This window comes from Lutibacter sp. Hel_I_33_5 (assembly GCF_007827455.1).
In the GTDB taxonomy this organism is placed as follows: Bacteria; Bacteroidota; Bacteroidia; order Flavobacteriales; family Flavobacteriaceae; genus Polaribacter.
Genome location: NZ_VISM01000001.1, coordinates 2,140,282 through 2,158,365, shown reverse-complemented (window position 1 = coordinate 2,158,365; position 18,084 = coordinate 2,140,282). Strand labels below are relative to the sequence as shown.

The following is an 18,084-nucleotide window of genomic DNA, read 5'->3' as shown; positions in this document are numbered from 1 at the left end:
ATGGCGCATCCTAAAAGAAAAATATCCAAAACTAGAAGAGATAAAAGGAGAACACATTATAAAGCTTCAACTCAACAAATAGCAAAAGACCCAACAACTGGTGAGGCTCATTTATACCATAGAGCACACTGGAGTGAAGGTAAATTATACTATAGAGGTCAAATAGTATTAGATGCATCTGATAACGCAGAAGCATAAAATACAACTTTATAAAAAATTAAAAATCCTTCACTTTTGAAGGATTTTTTGCGTTTTTTAATCAAAATTGAACGTTTTTCGTCTTTTTTTGACCAAAATGTGAAATAAATTTCATTTCTTTGAAATCCAATTTATTGGACACTAAACAACTATTATGACTAAAATCACTGCAGCGATTACCGCAGTAGGAAAATACGTGCCAGAATACGTATTAACAAATAAAGAGTTAGAAACTTTGGTAGATACTAACGATGAGTGGATTACTACCAGAACAGGAATAAAAGAAAGAAGAATCTTAAAAGAAGAAGGCAAAGGAACTTCTTTTTTAGCTATTAAAGCCGCAGAAGATTTACTTCAAAAATCAAACTTAAATCCAGAAGAAATAGACATGGTTATTGTTGCTACTGCTACACCAGATTTAATGGTCGCAGCTACTGCAGCATATGTTGCAACAGAAATTGGTGCCGTAAATGCTTTTTCTTACGATTTACAAGCAGCATGTTCTAGTTTTTTATACGGAATGTCAACAGCCAGTAGCTATATAGAATCTGGTAGATACAAAAAAGTATTATTAATTGGAGCCGATAAAATGTCTTCTATTTTAGATTATACAGACAGAGCAACATGTATCATTTTTGGTGATGGAGCTGGTGCTGCTCTTTTTGAACCAAATACAGAAGGATTAGGATTGCAAGATGAATATTTAAGAAGTGATGGAGTTGGAAGAGAATTCTTAAAGATTGAAGCGGGTGGTTCAATTATGCCACCAACTGAAGAAACTGTGAAAAATCGCAGACACTTTATTCAACAAGAAGGAAGAACTGTATTTAAATATGCAGTTTCTAATATGGCAGATGTATCAGAAAAAATACTGAATAGAAATAATTTAACCAAAAACGATGTTGATTGGTTAGTTCCTCATCAAGCTAACAATAGAATTATTGAAGCTACTGCTAATAGAGTTGGTTTAGAATCAGAAAAAGTAATGGTGAACATCCATAAATACGGAAACACAACTTCTGCAACTTTACCATTATTACTTGCAGATTATGAAAAAGTATTGAAAAAAGGAGACAATTTAATTTTTGCAGCATTTGGTGGCGGTTTCACTTGGGGAGCTATTTATCTAAAATGGGCATATAATTCATAAAATCAACTAAAAAACTTTTAAAACTAAGAATATGGATATTAAAGAAATTCAAAGTCTTATAAAATTTGTAGCTAAATCTGGCGCTAGCGAGGTAAAGTTAGAAATGGAAGATATAAAGATTACAATAAAAACTGGTTCTGAAAAAACAGAAACTACCATTGTACAAGCTGCTCCTATAGCACAAATACCACAAGCTGCACCAGCTCCTATTGCCGTAGCTCAGCCAATTGCAGAAACAACGAACTCAGAAAGTTCGCCTGAAGATGCTAAATACATTACTATAAAATCGCCAATCATTGGTACATTTTACAGAAAACCTTCTCCAGACAAACCTATGTTTGTAGAAGTTGGTAGCACAATTAATACAGGCGATACGGTTTGTGTTATTGAAGCAATGAAGTTATTTAACGAAATTGAATCTGAAATTTCAGGTAAAATTGTTAAAGTTTTAGTAGACGATTCTTCTCCGGTAGAATTTGACCAACCATTATTCTTAGTAGATCCATCATAACATTAAGTTTAAAAGTTTAAAAGTTTAGAAGTTTAGAAGCTCATTAGCTATTCCTTAAACTCCTAAATAACTAAACAAACGAATAAACTAAAAAGATATGTTTAAAAAAATATTAATTGCCAATAGAGGTGAAATTGCATTACGTGTAATTAGAACCTGTAAAGAAATGGGCATAAAGACTGTAGCTGTTTATTCTAAAGCAGATGAAGAAAGTTTACATGTAAAGTTTGCAGATGAAGCTGTTTGTATTGGCCCACCACCGAGTAGTGAATCTTATTTGAAAATGTCAAATATTATTGCGGCAGCAGAAATCACAAATGCTGATGCTATTCATCCTGGTTATGGATTTTTATCTGAAAACGCTAAATTTTCTAAATTATGTGAAGAGCATGATATTAAATTTATTGGTGCTTCTGCAGAAATGATTGACCAAATGGGAGATAAAGCAAATGCAAAATCTACTATGAAAGCTGCTGGAGTCCCTTGTGTTCCTGGTAGTGAAGGTGTTATTGAAAATTTTGAAGAGTGTGAAAAACTTGCTATTGAAACTGGATATCCAGTAATGCTTAAAGCATCTGCTGGTGGTGGTGGAAAAGGAATGCGTGCTGTTTGGAAAGCTGAGGATTTAAAAGATGCTTGGGATTCTGCAAGACATGAATCTAAGGCTGCTTTTGGAAATGATGATATGTACATGGAGAAACTAATTGAAGAACCACGTCATATAGAAATTCAGATTGTTGGAGATTCTTTTGGAAAAGCATGTCATTTATCAGAAAGAGATTGTTCTGTTCAACGTCGTCATCAAAAATTAACAGAAGAAACTCCTTCTCCATTTATGACTGATGAATTGAGAGAGAATATGGGTGCTGCTGGTGTTAAGGCTGCTGAATATATAAAATATGAAGGCGCTGGTACTGTAGAATTTTTAGTTGATAAGCATAGAAATTTCTACTTTATGGAGATGAATACTCGTATTCAAGTAGAACACCCAATTACTGAAGAAGTTGTGAACTACGATTTAATTCGAGAGCAAATTTTAGTTGCTGCTGGTGTGCCAATTTCTGGAAAAAATTATTTTCCGAAATTACACTCTATAGAATGTAGAATTAACGCTGAAGATCCTTACAATAACTTTAGACCAGCTCCTGGAAAAATAACTACTTTTCATGCACCAGGTGGACACGGAGTTAGAATGGACACACACGTATACGCTGGTTATATGATTCCGCCGAACTATGATTCTATGATTGCTAAATTAATTGTAACAGCTCAAACCAGAGAAGAAGCAATTAATAAGATGAAACGTGCTTTGGATGAATTTGTAATTGAAGGAGTTAACACTACCATTCCATTTCATAGACAATTAATGGATCATCCAGATTATGTTGCAGGTAACTACACAACTAAATTTATGGAGGATTTCGAAATGAAATAATAAACCTATTTATTTCTTATAAAATAAATCAAAATAGAGAATACAGTTTGTATTCTCTATTTTTTTTATATTTACCAATTATAATCTATAACTTCATGGCTTTAAAATTAAAAATAGACGGAATTGATAAAACGATCATAAAACGATTAGTAGAAAATGCAAGAACACCTATTCTTAGTATTGCAAGAGAAGTAGGTATTTCTGGTGCAGCTATTCATCAAAGATTAAGAAAACTAGAACAATCTGATTTAATTGAAAGCTATAATTTATCTATAAACGTAAAAGCCTTAGGATATAATACTACAGCATTTGTAGGCGTATTTTTAGATTCATCTAGCTTATATTCTTCAGCTATTAAAAGACTAAAAGAAATTCCAGAAGTTGTAGAAAGCCACTATACTACTGGTAATTACGCTGTATTCATTAAAATTCTATGTAAAAATAATGAGGATTTAATGAATTTATTGAATAAAGAAATTCAAAGTATTAAAGGGGTTTCTAGAACAGAAACTTTTATTTCTTTAGATCAACAAATTAAACGTCAGATTAAGGTTTAAATACTATTAATTTTAAAATTGTATCTTTGAGCCATTCAAATAACAACCTCCAGTATTGTTATTCACAATTTGTTTGCAACCCCAAATATATCTCCTCCATCACATATCCAAGTCAAAAAACTGTACTTAATTAAATATTTAATTTTTATAAATATTTAAAAAATCTTTGCGCATTTAATTTTGCCTAAAGTATCAGTTATCATGAAAATAAAAGGTATTATTCTTTTAATTTCCCTCATTTCTTTTTTTAATATTCAAAAGGCAAACACTCAAGAGCAAAAAATAAATTCTTTAGTAAATAATTGTTGGGAGATAATTTCAGACAGTAGAAAAGCTAAAGTATTTGAAAACAAAAAATGCAATGCTGTTAAAAGCAGAAGTAAATATAGATTTAATAGAGACAGTACATTGTTTCTTTCTTACTCACATCCTTCATTAAAATATAAAACTCCTAAAAAATCGGGGAAATGGATATTTAATAAAGTAAATAATATTTTAATCTTAGAATATAAAGATTCGATTCGGTACAGTAAAAAAATGTGGAAAATTGTCTATTTATCTCAAGACAGTCTAAAGGTGAAAAAGATTCGATTTATTAGAAACTATTTATAATATAAAAAGCCTTAACATTTCTGTTAAGGCTTTTGTACTGAAGATGGGACTTGAACCCATACGGGCATTACTGCCCACTGGATTTTAAGTCCAGCGTGTCTACCAATTCCACCACTTCAGCATTGGTATTTTATAAGGTATAGAGCGAAAGACGGGATTTGAACCCGCGACCCCCACCTTGGCAAGGTGATGCTCTACCCCTGAGCTACTTTCGCGTAGTCGTATATTAAAGAACAATCTCTACAAGCTTAATGAGCTTTTATAAGAGAGGTGCAAATATATAAAGTTTTTTGAATTTAAAAATTATTTTTTGAATAAAATTAATCTAAATTTTATTCGAAAAAATTAACGACTAAACCACAAATAAAAAAATGACAACTCATCTTAAATTTTCTACAAAAAAAATACTTTTTATTACCTAATCATAAAAAATAATGAAGATGAAAATCAATGATTTCGAATGTTAACATACGTAAGTTATAAATTTTTAATCCGTAAAACACATAACTTACTTATACTAAACAAATTATTTAGTCAATAAAAAAGCCATAACTAAATAGTTATGGCTTTTGCTCCCCCTCTAGGACTCGAACCTAGGACCCTCTGATTAACAGTCAGATGCTCTAACCAGCTGAGCTAAGGAGGAGTTTGCATCACAAATTTTGTGTTTTGCGAGTGCAAATATATACCTTTTTAATACACTGCCAAAAAAATATTACTAAAAATAACCCTCTTTTTTGAGGATTATTCATCAAAAAAATGAATTCTACTTTTTCTAAAAGTTGTATTTTTGTAATAATTATTAGTTCGCAAAATAAGAGCTACTTTTTTTATGGATAAATTTTCGTTTTTAAACGCAGCACATACAGGATTTATTGCCGATTTATACGAACAGTATTTACAAAAGCCAGATACTGTAGAACCAAGCTGGAGAAGCTTTTTTCAAGGATATGATTTAGCTAATGAAAACTACTCTTTAACTGATGAGGATATTTCTTCTGAAATTCCTGAAGAAGTTAGAAAAGAATTTTTAGTAGTAGACTTAATAAATGGATACAGAACAAGAGGTCATTTATTTACCAAAACAAACCCAGTTAGAGATAGAAGAAAGTACACTCCTACGCTAGCAATTGAAAATTTTGGACTCTCTAAAGAAGATTTAAATACTACCTTTAACGCAGGAGAAGTTTTAGGACTGGGTAAAACCACACTTTCTAAAATTGTACAACACCTAGAAACTGTTTATTGTGACTCTATTGGCGTTGAGTATATGTACATGCGAAACCCAGAAAAATTAAAATGGTGGCAGGATCAATTAAACTCGAACGATAATCACCCTAATTATTCTATTGACGCAAAAAAATACATTCTATCAAAATTAAATCAGGCGGTAACTTTCGAAAGTTTTTTACAAACAAAATATGTTGGTCAAAAACGTTTTTCATTAGAAGGCGGAGAAACATTAATTCCTGGAATTAGTGTTTTACTTCGTGATGCAGCAGAAAAGTTTGGTGTTAAAGAATGTGTTTTAGGAATGGCGCATAGAGGAAGATTAAACACCTTAGTGAATATCTTTAAAAAACCTGTTCGTGATCTATTTAGTGAATTTGAAGGCAAGGATTTTGAAGATCAAAATATTGACGGAGATGTAAAGTATCACTTAGGATTAACGTTAAGTAAAACTTATAGAGACGGAAATGAAATCAAAATGAATTTGGTTCCAAATCCATCCCACTTAGAAACCGTTGCTTCTGTTGCAGAAGGAATTACGAGAGCTAAGATTGATAGAAAATATAATGGTGATGAAAGTAAAATATTACCTATTATAATCCATGGTGATGCTGCAATTGCAGGTCAAGGAATTGCTTATGAAGTTACTCAAATGGCAAAACTAAATGGGTATAAAACAGGTGGAACTATCCATATTGTTGTAAATAATCAAATAGGTTTTACCACAAATTATTTAGACGCACGTTCTAGTACCTATTGTACAGATGTTGCAAAAGTAACTTTATCGCCAGTATTGCATGTAAATGCAGATGATACAGAAGCTGTTTGCCATGCTATGGAAATGGCTTTAGAATTTAGAATGAAGTTTAAAACAGATATTTTCATTGATTTATTAGGCTATAGAAAATATGGTCATAATGAAGGTGATGAACCTCGTTTTACACAACCAAAGTTATATAAAGCAATTGCAAAACATAAAAACACCAAAGAAATTTATGCTGAACAATTGACTAGTGAAGGAAGTATTGATGATGACTATTTAACATCAATTACTTCTGAATTTAAACAAATGCTTGAAAAAGAATTTGATGCATCTAAAAAAGTAAAGACTTCTAAAGTAAAGGAGTTTATGGAATCTACATGGAAAGATTTTAAACGTCAGCGTTTAGATGCCATGCTACAACCAATAGACACAAAATACGGTTTAGATAGTTTAAAAAATATAGCCAAAGTAGTTTCAACTGTTCCAGAAAATGTAAAATTTGTTAGAAAAGCAGAACGTATTTTACAAGGAAGAGCAAAAATGGCTTTCGAAACAAATTCTTTAGATTGGGGAATGGCGGAAAATTTAGCTTATGGTTCTTTAATGGAAGAAGGATTTAATGTTAGAATTTCTGGTCAAGATGTAGAAAGAGGAACTTTTTCACACAGACATGCCATTTTAAGAGATGAAGTTTCTGAAGAACGTATTAATCTTTTAAATACCAATCCGAAGAACAAAGGAAAAATGACGATTTATAATTCGTTATTATCAGAATATGGAGTTCTTGGGTTCGATTATGGATATGCAATGGCAAATCCGAATACCTTAACTATTTGGGAAGCTCAATTTGGAGATTTTTCTAATGGTGCGCAGATTATGTTCGATCAATATATTTCTGCTGCCGAAGATAAATGGAAAATGCAAAACGGAATTGTTGTCTTACTTCCTCACGGATATGAAGGACAAGGTTCTGAGCATTCATCTGCAAGAATAGAACGTTATTTACAGTTATGTGCAAAAGACAATATGACGCTTGCAAATTGTACAACACCTGCAAATTTTTATCATTTGTTACGTAGACAAATGAAACGTACTTATAGAAAACCATTAGTTGTTTTTACACCAAAGAGTTTATTACGTCATCCAAAAGTTGTAAATCCAATAGAAGATTTAGCAGATGGTACTTTTCAAGAGGTAATTGATGATACATCTGTTGATAAATCTAACGTGAAGAAAGTAGTTTTCTGTATGGGTAAATTCTATTACGATTTACTTGCAGAAAGAGAAAAGTTAGATAGAAATGATATTGCTTTAGTACGAATAGAACAATTATTTCCATTACACGAAAGTCAGTTAGAAGCTATTTTAAATGGTTATAAAAATGCCGAACGATTTGTTTGGGCACAAGAAGAACCAAAAAATATGGGAGCTTGGAGTTTTATGCTAGAGCGTTTCCCAAAAATTAGATTAGAAGTTGCTTCTAGAGAATATCATGCAGTTCCAGCTGCGGGCTCTAGCGCACGATTTAAGAAAAGACATCAAAAAGTTATTGATAAAGTATTCGATTAAGAATTAAAAATAAATTCAAAATATAAAATTATAAAGATGATTTTAGAAATGAAAGTTCCTTCACCTGGGGAATCTATTACAGAAGTAGAAATAGCAACTTGGTTAGTTGAAGATGGCGATTATGTTGAAAAAGATCAACCTATTGCAGAAGTAGATTCTGATAAAGCTACCTTAGAATTACCAGCTGAAGAAAGTGGTATTATTACACTAAAAGCTGAAGAAGGTGATGCAGTTGCCGTTGGTGCGGTTGTATGCTTAATTGATACAAGTGCTGAAAAACCAGAAGGTGGTTCATCATCTGTTAAAAAAGAAGAAGCTCCAAAAGCAAAAGTTCAAGAATCTGTTTCAGCAAAAGAAACATACGCTACTGGTACAGCTTCTCCATCAGCAAAGAAGATTTTAGCTGAAAAAGGAATGTCTTCTGATGGCGTAAAAGGAACAGGAAAAGATGGAAGAATCACTAAAGAAGATGCTGTAAAAGCAGTTCCTTCTATGGGAAGTTTACCAGATAATGGACAACGTGGTTCTGAACGTAAGAAAATGTCTATGTTACGTAGAAAAGTTGCTGAACGTTTAGTAGCTGTAAAAAGCGAAACAGCTATGTTAACTACGTTTAACGAAGTTAATATGCAACCCATTTTTGACTTACGTAAACAATTTAAAGAAGACTTTAAAGCAAAACATGGAGTTGGTTTAGGATTTATGTCTTTCTTTACGTTAGCCATTGTTAGAGCATTAAAACTATATCCAGATGTTAATTCAATGATAGATGGAGACTTCCAAATAAAACACGATTTTCAAGATATATCAATTGCAGTTTCTGGTCCTAAAGGGTTAATGGTTCCAGTTATTAGAAATGCTGAAAACTTATCTTTTAGAGGTGTAGAATCTGAAGTAAAACGTTTAGCTTTAAGAGCAAGAGATGGACAAATAACGATTGATGAAATGACAGGTGGAACTTTTACAATCACAAATGGTGGTGTATTTGGTTCTATGCTCTCTACTCCTATTATTAATCCTCCTCAAAGTGGAATTTTAGGAATGCATAATATTGTACAAAGACCAATGGCTGTTAATGGAGAAGTTGTAATACAACCTATTATGTATATTGCTTTATCTTACGATCATAGAATTATTGATGGTAGAGAATCTGTTGGATTTTTAGTTGCTGTTAAAGAAGCACTAGAAAATCCAGTTGAATTATTAATGGATAATAATCCTACAAAAGCATTAGAAATGTAGGCAACCATTTTGCCATATAGATATTAAAATCCCAAGCTGATAGCTTGGGATTTTTTGTTAGTTAGAATTTCGTAAATTGCTACATAAACAATTCATAAAATGAAGGTTACAGCTGAAAAAAACGAAAAGGTTGCTAATATGATCTTTGCATCTATTTACCCACTTTACTGGAATAGATTAGAAAAACATGGAAGAACAAGAGAAGAATTCCATAAAGTGTTAGAATGGTTTACAGGTTTTAATGAAAATAAATTACAATCTCTTATCAAAGAAAAAGTAACGTTTAGAACATTTTTTGAGGAAGCAAAAATCCATCCAAATGCACACATGATTAAAGGAGTAGTTTGTGGTTATAGAATTGAAGAAATAGCCGATGAATTCGAATTATATAAACAATGTAGGCAAATGGAAAAGCTGATTGATGAATTAGCAAAAGGGAGAAAAATGGAAAAGATTTTAAGAAAACAAAAATAACTATCAAATAATTATGACAGCAGCTGAAATTATAGGTAAAATATTTTTACCTCTATCCTTAGCAATTATTATGCTTGGAATGGGAATGACTTTAGTTCCTATAGATTTTACAAGAATATTTAAATACCCAAAAGCTGCAATAATTGGACTAACAAATCAACTTGTTTTATTACCAATTATTGGTTTTTTATTAGCAATCATTTTTAATTTAAACCCAACAATGGCTGTTGGTTTAATGATTTTAGCTACGTGTCCTGGAGGACCAACAAGTAATTTAATAACACAAATTTGTAAAGGAAATATTGCTTTATCAGTTACGTTAACTGCAATTGCAAGTATCATTAGTATTCTAACAATTCCTTTTATTTTGTCTTATGCATTATCCTATTTTGGTACCGAAACTAATGTTACTATTCAACTTCCAATTGTTGATACTATCCTGCAAATAATGGTCATTACAGTGATTCCAATATCTATAGGAATGTTAATTCGAAAATACAAAACAGATTTTGCAAAACGAATGGAAAAACCCATGAGAATTGCTTCAACAGTAATTTTTATTCTTGTCTTTATTGCTGTCTTAGCAGCAAATTATAAAATGATTGGTGTAGGAATGAAAGAAGTTGGTTTGGTTACCTTATCATTAAATATTCTAACAATGGGTTTAGGATATGTAACTGCAAAATTCTTTAAATTAAATTTAAAAAATACAATTTCTATTACAGTTGAAAGCGGAATCCAAAATGGAACACTTGCATTTGTAATTGCCACAACAATATTAAATAATGTAGAAATGGGAATCCCTATTGGTGCCTATTCTTTATGGATGTTTATTACTGGCGGAATTTTAATGTGGTATTTTGGTAAAAGAACTGAAATAGATTCTGAATAATTTTTTATTTGAAGCTTTTTTTCGATTTTGTAACTCGTTTTTTTCCCACCTCAAAAAGAGCTCAAACAAAAACTCTATAAGGGTTAAGCTCGTTTGTTGACTTTATTCTTTTAATGATTATATTGCATTAAAAAGTTACTATGCCTAAATTATATCACTATACAAGTTTTGAAAATGCCATTGAGTTTATCCTACCTCATAAATCTTTAAGAACAAATTATTTAAGTGAAATGAATGACCCAAAGGAAAATCAACAATGGGCATTTGGTGGAATAAACATAGATTATAAAAGTATTTATCCAAATGAGTATTCAAATGATACTCATATATTCTGTCAGCAAAAATTAGGTGAAGAAATTAAAGGAAAAGTACAAGCATTAAGTTTTGTCAATTCTGATGAAGAAGATGGTTTTAAAAATGAAATGATGTGGGCTCATTATGGAAAAAATCATAAAGGTTTATGTCTAGAAATCGATGTAGATAAATTTATAGAAGAAAATACTTCTATTAATTTTTTTAAATTTGAAAATATTAAATACTTGTTTGAAAAAAAACCTTCAATTTATTGGGATAAAAGACTTTCAAAAGAGGAAAATATTAATAATATAATTAAGAAGAATTACAAATCTCTATTTCTTACAAAATCAAAATATTGGGAAAAAGAATCTGAAATAAGATTGTTATTAATTGATAATACAAGAAATTATTTAAAAATAAAAAAATCTTTATCTGGTGTTTACGTTGGGTTGTCTATGAGCACATACTATTACCCATGTATATTTGACTTATTAAACATAAGTCTTCCTTTTTACAAAGTTTATTATGAAAGAAATGAAATAAAAAGATGGGAAATAAATAGATAATATGTCGAATACGCTCAAAAATCTTGAACTAGATCTTGCTTTTAACTTTATTAATAAAACAGATAGAAATCTATTTATCACAGGAAAAGCTGGTACAGGTAAAACTACTTTTTTACATAAAATAAAAAACGAATCTTTAAAAAGAATGGTTATTGTTGCTCCAACAGGAGTTGCAGCAATTAATGCAAAAGGTGTTACCATTCATTCGTTTTTTCAAATGCCTTTTGGTCCTATTTTACCCAATCAAATTGCAAATACTTCTAATGCGCAACGCAAATTTTCGAAAACAAAAATTGATATTATTAAATCGTTAGATTTAGTAATTATTGATGAAATTTCTATGGTTAGAGCAGATTTATTGGATGGAATAGATCAGGTAATGAGGCGTTATAAAAACCGAAACAAAGTCTTTGGTGGTGCACAAGTTTTAATGATAGGTGATTTGCAACAATTAGCGCCCGTTGTTAGACCAAATGAATGGAGTTTACTACAACAATATTACAATACAGTTTATTTTTTTAGTTCTAAAGCCTATCAAGAAGCAAATGTGGTTTCTATAGAATTAAAGCATATTTATCGTCAGAAAAACGAAGATTTCATCAAAATTCTAAATGAAATTAGAAACGATAATTTATCAAATGAATCTGCAAAAATTTTAAATGAGCGATATAATCCCGCTTTTTCACCAGATAAAGAAGAAGGTTATATTACATTAACTACTCATAATAAAAGAGCGAATTTAATTAATGATTCTGAACTGAATAAACTCAAAAATAAAAGTTACTTTTTTAAAGCAGATGTTTCTGGAAAGTTTAATGAAAATGCTTTTCCTAATGATGAAAAATTAGAGTTAAAAGTTGGATCGCAAGTAATGTTCATCAAAAATGATTCATCGCCAGAAAAAAGGTATTATAATGGTAAAATAGGAATTGTTACAGCTATTTCTAGAGAAAATGTTACAGTACAATGTGCCAATGAAATTGATGAAATTGTTACAGAAAGAGAAATGTGGGATAATGTAAATTATTCTATCAATGAAGAAACCAAAGAAATTAAAGAAGATATTGTTGGTTCTTTTTCTCAAATTCCTTTAAGATTGGCTTGGGCAATTACTATTCATAAAAGTCAAGGGTTAACCTTTGAAAAAGCGATTATTGATGCAGAAGCTTCTTTTGCTCACGGACAAACCTATGTTGCTTTAAGTAGATGTACTTCTTTAGAAGGGTTGGTTTTAAAAACGCCTATTTCTAGTAATGCAATCATCAATGATAAAACAGTAAGTGTCTTTAACGAAAGTGTTGAAGAAAACCATCCTGATGAAGCTATTTTAAACGAATCTGAAAAACATTTTCAGTTGAATTTAATTTCAGAATTATTTGATTATCAGTCATTTTTATATCCAACAACAAGATTAATTGACATTTTTTACAAAAATCGAACAAGTATAAAAGGAGATGTAATTGATCATTTACAAACCATTAAAGATGATGGTATTGTTGCTTTAATGAAAGTTTCAAATGGATTTAAAAATCAATTAAATAATCTCTCAGAGGACAGCGTCCTTCCAGAAAACAGTTCTCAAATTCAAGAACGATTTACAAAAGCAGTTGATTATTTTTTAAGCAATACTAAAAACAACATTCAAAAACCATTGGATGCAATTTCTTTTTCTTCTGATAATAAAGCAGTAAAAAAAGACTTTTCTAAACAGTTTGATAGTCTTCAAGAAAAACTTGAAGAAAAATTATTTGCACTTCAAAAAATGACTGATAGGTTTAAAGTTAAAGAATATTTAAAAGTAAGAGCAAATGCTGTTTTACAAAAAACAGCTCCCACTAAAAAGAAGAAATTATCAACCAGAAAAGATCCTTTATTAGCTTTAAAATTACGTGAATTAAGAGATGAAATTAGAATAGCAGAAAACATACCAGCTTTTCAAATATTTACCCAAGAAACGTTGTATGCAATTTGTGATGCTTTACCTAGATCGGAAAAAGAACTATTAAAAGTTAATGGAATGGGTAAAATCCGTGTTAAAAAATACGGAGAAGAAATCTTAGAAGTTATTGAAATTTATTGTTCTGAAAACGGAATTAATAAATTCAATGAACAAAAAAAGGAAGATAAAAAATCGACCAAACAAATATCTTTTGAGCTCTTTAAATCTGGTTTGTCTATTAAAGAGATTGCCAAAGAAAGAAGTTTAACTGTTGGTACTATAGAAAATCATTTAGCAAACTTTATTCCGTCTGGAGAAGTAAATATTTTAGAATTGATTCCAGAAAAAAGGTATAAAAAAATATTAAATGCTGTTGAAAATACTAAATTTAAAAACCTAACAGAATTAAAAGAAAAGGTAGATAAATCTTACACTTATGTTGAGTTAAAAATGGTTCTAATGACATTAGAACTGTAACTTCAATTTTTTATTTCTTAACTTTAATGGATTAACTAAAAACTTTCGATTATGAAATTAGGTGCAATGTCCATCAGTTTAGCTGTAAAAGACATCCATAAATCTAAGGCGTTTTATGAAACATTAGGCTTTACTGTTTTTGCAGGTCAGATTGAAAAGAATTATTTAATTATGAAAAACGGTAATTCTTTAGTGGGGCTATTTCAAGGAATGTTTGAAAATAATATTTTAACCTTTAATCCTGGTTGGGATGAAAGCGCTAACAAATTAGAGGATTTTGTTGATGTTAGAACGATACAACAACATTTAAAAAGTGAAAAAGTACAATTAACTACAGAAGCAGATGAAACCACTTCTGGACCTGCAAGCTTTATGGTATTAGATCCTGATGGAAATATGATATTAATAGATCAACATGTTTAAATTGAACATAAAAAAACCGAGCTAAAAGCTCGGTTTTTCATGTCAAATATTATTATACTATTTTGATGGACTAATTGTTGCTGGTTCAATAGAACCATCAAAAGAACTATGATACTCTTCTAAAAGACTCATTGTTGAATCTAATAAATCTTTTGTTTCAATAAGAAGACCAAAATATAATGTTGTATTCTTTGGGCTCGATTCTTCTGTTCTAGTTCGCTCTATTTGTTTTGCAATCTTTTCATTTACTAAATCATAAACTACTTTCTTACCGTTTAAAATCACTCCAATCTCATCAAAAGATTCAGATTTAAAAGCTTTTTCAGTATCAGAAAATAAAACCTCTAACTTGTCATCAATTTCCCTAAGCTCATTAATCTGAGAAGATTTTAAATTCTTATGATTATTATTAATATGCTTATAACTAATCTTAGAAATATACTCTAAAGATTGGGACATATCTTGTAAATGGCCTAAAATATTTATGTAAAATCCACTAGCATTTAAACTTGAAGCATCTAAATTTTTAATGAAATAAGTAATATTATCACGTAAATCATCTATTTCATCAGACAGCTTAATTACCTGACTTTTACTCTTTTTAAGTAGTGGTAATTTTTGTTCTGCTAAACCAGCAATCGAATTTGTATAAATTCTATTTGTACGCTTAACCACTTTAGAAATATTTTTTGCACTTTCATGTATAACACCCTGTACAGAACTACTTTCTGCTTCACTTAAAGTATCTTCGTCGTCTGTTTTTGTTGACTTAGTTTTGTGAGATTTGTAATTTCTGTATAATAAAATTACTGTTAATAAAAGTAATATTGGTATGATAACACGTGGATTAAAACTAATTAAAAACACAACGGTTCCTGCAGCAATAAATGCTCCAATAGCAGTTCCAAACCAACCACCAATTACATTTAATACACCCGCAACTCTATAAACAGCACTTTCTCTACCCCAAGCTTTATCTGCTAAAGATGTTCCCATAGCAACCATAAAAGTTACATAAGTGGTAGATAAAGGTAATTTCATAGAAGTAGCAATTGCAATTAATACACCAGCAACCATTAAATTTACAGAAGCACGGATCATATCAAAAGCAGGTGCTTTTATACTTTGATCTTTACTCATTGTATAATTTGGTTTTTCAAAACTCTTACTAATTTTATTTCCTAAAGAGGATGGTACAATTGCAGAAAATGAATTAGATAATCTTGTAGTTACTTTTACTACAGCTCTAGAAAGACTGTTTGGCTCAAATTTTTCATGTGTTTCTCCTTGACGAGAAAGACTAATTTCTGTTTCGGCAACGGTCTTTGCTTTTTTAGAAAACCATAATGTTAATACCATAATAGTCCCAGCAATAAATAATAAAACTGGTTCTGCTGGCACTTTTTTCTCTAATACAGCCATAGACATTGTAGAATCCATACCTCCAGCAACCCAAGCTTCATAAGAATGATAAGCTGCCATTGGCACTCCAATAAAGTTTACTAAATCATTTCCAGAAAAAGCTAAAGCCAATCCAAAAGTACCTACTGCTATTACAACTAACAATACCGTTTTTTTAGTTAGTTTTTCAAAAATGAAAGAAAATAAAACCCAAAAAACAAAACTTATTAAGATAATATACACTTCATTACCTACTAATATTCCTTTTAATTCTTTATAGTAAGGAGTTCCTTTTAAACCTTTTAAGAAGATAAAATATGTGATAGCCGTTAAAGCTACACCTCCAAATAAAATACCAAAGTTCTTTATTCTTTTTTCATAATTAAAGGTAAATAATACTCTAGAAATCCACTGTACTAATGCACCAACAGAAAAAGCAATCACCACAGATAGTAAAATTCCTGAAATAATTTCAATCGCTTTTGCTGTGTTTATATAGTTTGCTAAATCTGCAAAAGTTTCAGATTCTGAATGACTAATTTTTATTAAAGACATCACTACTGCAGCACCTAATAAATTAAATACTATAGAAACCGTAGTTGATGTAGGCATTCCTAATGTATTAAAAAAGTCTAACAACAAGATATCAGTAATCATAACAGCCATAAAAATGAGCATGATTTCTCCAAACTCAAATTGAGCTGGAATAAAAATACCTTTTCTAGCAACTTCCATCATACCGCTAGAAAACACTGCACCAATAAATATCCCTAAACTTGCAACAATCATAATAGTTCTTAAAGAGATAGCTTTAGAACCAATTGCAGAATTTAAAAAGTTAATTGCATCGTTACTAACACCTACTATAATATCAGCAACAGCTAACACTATAATAGCGATTAACATAAGTAAATAAATATTATCCATACTTTAATTTTAATTTTCAGCAAATATCAATAGAGTTTTTTGCTAAGATGTTATGTAAATGTTATTTTTTTAAAAATGTATATCTACCTGTAATCTATATAAAAGTTGATTTGTTTTACCTGTTAAATCTAAATAACTCAAATCTGTTTGTACTTTTAATTTATGTCCTACAATATATTTTGATAATCCTAATGTATATTGATTTTCTGCACCTTTTCCTGTAACCGTTTTATCCCATTCAATATTTGTATATCTACCAGAAAGTTCAACAGTTTTAGACAGCATATAACCTGTTTGTAAGTTTAAAGCGTTTCCAACTTGAACCTCATCACCCGTTAAAGAACCATCAGAATTTTTTGCAAAAGGATCTTCTGCATCTCTATTTGCATATTCTGCCATAAAAGAAAATCCTTTATGTTTATACATGGCATCAATAAATAATGTTGAAATATTTGTTGAATAAAAACCAGTATCGTTTGTCATATAAGATCCTTGATTAGACCTGTTTTTTACTGCATCATTATTAAAATCATATGAAAAACCGACAGCTAATTTTGGTTTCTCTTCAAATTTTAAATCACTTCCTTTATAATCTCCTTTACTTGCAAAATTTCCGAAAGGATATAATTCAACTCTCGCTGTATATTGATGACCTCCTAAGTTACCAGTAGTAATATTTCTACCTTCACCCTGCGCAATAGAAAATGCTTCTTTTACAATAAATGTATCAGAAAGTTTAAATTTATGTCTTAATTGCATTCCCATATCACGATCAATATTAAATCTACTATTTAATAAAGAACGATCTACTTGTTGTAAATTTCCAGATGAAATTACACGCTCTCTGTTACCTGGTAATTTTGTTTGTCCAAACCAAAGTACCCAATTACCAGAAAAGTTCCATTTTACAACAGCATCCAAAATATATTTAGGTGCTTCATTTGTAAAAGCAGATGCCTTACCAATATCTCTATTAGATAATCCTAATTCTAATTTGTATTGTAATTTTGGTGTAAATGCATACCCTCCAAATTTTAAACGAGCTCTTCTAACAAGCATATTTGATTCTGGGTTGGTTAAACCACCATCAGAATCCCATTGAGAAGTTCCAAGAAATTGCATTCTAGCTCCAATATTCATTGTGAAGCTACTATCTTTTCCAACTAAATTGAAAAGTCCTTTTCCAAATTTTGGAGCATTTGTTTCTTGAGCATTAACGCTTAAGAAAGCAACCATACTTAAAGTTATAAGTATTGATTTATAATTCATAATTATTAGTTTTTGTCGCTGCAAAGAACCAATAGCTATGTTAAATTAATGTTATTGAAATATTAATAAATAAATAAAACTGCCTTGGCCAAAGGCAGTTAGTCAAATAAAAATAGTCGACAAAAACTAATAATTTTAAAATGACATTAATC

15 protein-coding genes and 3 tRNA genes are annotated in these 18,084 nt (G+C 30.3%); 13 read left to right on the top strand and 5 right to left on the bottom strand.

Translation table 11 applies throughout. The features are described 5' to 3' along the window. The 6 genes from rpmF (at position 1) to OD91_RS09435 (ending at position 4,463) form a co-directional block, all read left to right on the top strand. A complete protein-coding gene (gene rpmF, locus OD91_RS09460) occupies positions 1-198 on the top strand; it encodes a 50S ribosomal protein L32 (RefSeq protein WP_144896142.1) in 198 nt (65 codons plus the stop codon). Between the two features lie 154 nt (positions 199-352). Continuing rightward, positions 353-1,348, top strand: coding sequence for a beta-ketoacyl-ACP synthase III (locus OD91_RS09455; protein ID WP_144896141.1), 996 nt, complete (start codon positions 353-355; stop codon positions 1,346-1,348). A gap of 31 nt (positions 1,349-1,379) precedes the next feature. Beyond that, complete coding sequence (gene accB / locus OD91_RS09450) at positions 1,380-1,859, top strand: acetyl-CoA carboxylase biotin carboxyl carrier protein (protein WP_144896140.1); 480 nt, start codon at positions 1,380-1,382, stop codon at positions 1,857-1,859. Between the two features lie 97 nt (positions 1,860-1,956). Then, positions 1,957-3,294 carry an acetyl-CoA carboxylase biotin carboxylase subunit gene (gene accC / locus OD91_RS09445; protein WP_144896139.1) on the top strand — a complete coding sequence of 446 codons (1,338 nt, stop codon included), beginning with the start codon at positions 1,957-1,959 and terminating at the stop codon, positions 3,292-3,294. Positions 3,295-3,389: 95 nt separating this feature from the next. After that, positions 3,390-3,851 carry an Lrp/AsnC ligand binding domain-containing protein gene (locus tag OD91_RS09440; protein WP_144896138.1) on the top strand — a complete coding sequence of 154 codons (462 nt, stop codon included), beginning with the start codon at positions 3,390-3,392 and terminating at the stop codon, positions 3,849-3,851. Between the two features lie 201 nt (positions 3,852-4,052). Next, complete coding sequence (locus tag OD91_RS09435) at positions 4,053-4,463, top strand: hypothetical protein (RefSeq protein ID WP_144896137.1); 411 nt, start codon at positions 4,053-4,055, stop codon at positions 4,461-4,463. Between the two features lie 35 nt (positions 4,464-4,498). On the opposite strand, the gene OD91_RS09430 is transcribed toward OD91_RS09435, so the two are convergent. From OD91_RS09430 to OD91_RS09420, 3 genes are all read right to left on the bottom strand, one after another. Then, positions 4,499-4,584: transfer RNA gene (locus OD91_RS09430), tRNA-Leu, on the bottom strand. A 22-nt stretch (positions 4,585-4,606) separates the two neighbouring features. Beyond that, positions 4,607-4,678, bottom strand: a tRNA-Gly gene (locus tag OD91_RS09425). Between the two features lie 357 nt (positions 4,679-5,035). Further along, positions 5,036-5,109: transfer RNA gene (locus tag OD91_RS09420), tRNA-Asn, on the bottom strand. Between the two features lie 186 nt (positions 5,110-5,295). On the opposite strand from OD91_RS09420, the gene OD91_RS09415 reads away from it, so the two are divergent. The 7 genes from OD91_RS09415 to OD91_RS09385 all read left to right on the top strand — a co-directional run bounded on the left by OD91_RS09415 (position 5,296) and on the right by OD91_RS09385 (position 14,335). After that, a complete protein-coding gene (locus OD91_RS09415) occupies positions 5,296-8,025 on the top strand; it encodes a 2-oxoglutarate dehydrogenase E1 component (protein ID WP_144896136.1) in 2,730 nt (909 codons plus the stop codon). A 36-nt stretch (positions 8,026-8,061) separates the two neighbouring features. Continuing rightward, complete coding sequence (gene odhB, locus OD91_RS09410; protein ID WP_144896135.1) at positions 8,062-9,267, top strand: 2-oxoglutarate dehydrogenase complex dihydrolipoyllysine-residue succinyltransferase; 1,206 nt, start codon at positions 8,062-8,064, stop codon at positions 9,265-9,267. A gap of 99 nt (positions 9,268-9,366) precedes the next feature. Continuing rightward, a complete protein-coding gene (locus OD91_RS09405) occupies positions 9,367-9,741 on the top strand; it encodes a DUF2200 domain-containing protein (RefSeq protein WP_144896134.1) in 375 nt (124 codons plus the stop codon). Between the two features lie 13 nt (positions 9,742-9,754). Beyond that, positions 9,755-10,633: a bile acid:sodium symporter family protein gene (locus tag OD91_RS09400; protein ID WP_144896133.1), complete on the top strand. Its 879-nt coding sequence runs from the start codon at positions 9,755-9,757 to the stop codon at positions 10,631-10,633. Positions 10,634-10,773: 140 nt separating this feature from the next. Then, positions 10,774-11,496 carry a DUF2971 domain-containing protein gene (locus OD91_RS09395; RefSeq protein WP_144896132.1) on the top strand — a complete coding sequence of 241 codons (723 nt, stop codon included), beginning with the start codon at positions 10,774-10,776 and terminating at the stop codon, positions 11,494-11,496. Position 11,497: 1 nt separating this feature from the next. Next, positions 11,498-13,912, top strand: a complete 2,415-nt coding sequence (locus OD91_RS09390; RefSeq protein ID WP_144896131.1) for a helix-turn-helix domain-containing protein — start codon at positions 11,498-11,500, stop codon at positions 13,910-13,912. A gap of 51 nt (positions 13,913-13,963) precedes the next feature. Further along, on the top strand, positions 13,964-14,335 hold the full coding sequence (locus tag OD91_RS09385) for a VOC family protein (RefSeq protein WP_144896130.1): 372 nt from the start codon (positions 13,964-13,966) through the stop codon (positions 14,333-14,335). A 57-nt stretch (positions 14,336-14,392) separates the two neighbouring features. On the opposite strand, the gene OD91_RS09380 is transcribed toward OD91_RS09385, so the two are convergent. Both OD91_RS09380 and OD91_RS09375 read right to left on the bottom strand, forming a co-directional pair. Then, complete coding sequence (locus OD91_RS09380) at positions 14,393-16,663, bottom strand: inorganic phosphate transporter (protein ID WP_144896129.1); 2,271 nt, start codon at positions 16,661-16,663, stop codon at positions 14,393-14,395. Between the two features lie 69 nt (positions 16,664-16,732). After that, entirely contained in the window at positions 16,733-17,932 is a 1,200-nt protein-coding gene (locus OD91_RS09375; RefSeq protein WP_144896128.1) for a porin, read from the bottom strand. Positions 17,933-18,084 lie beyond the last annotated feature (152 nt).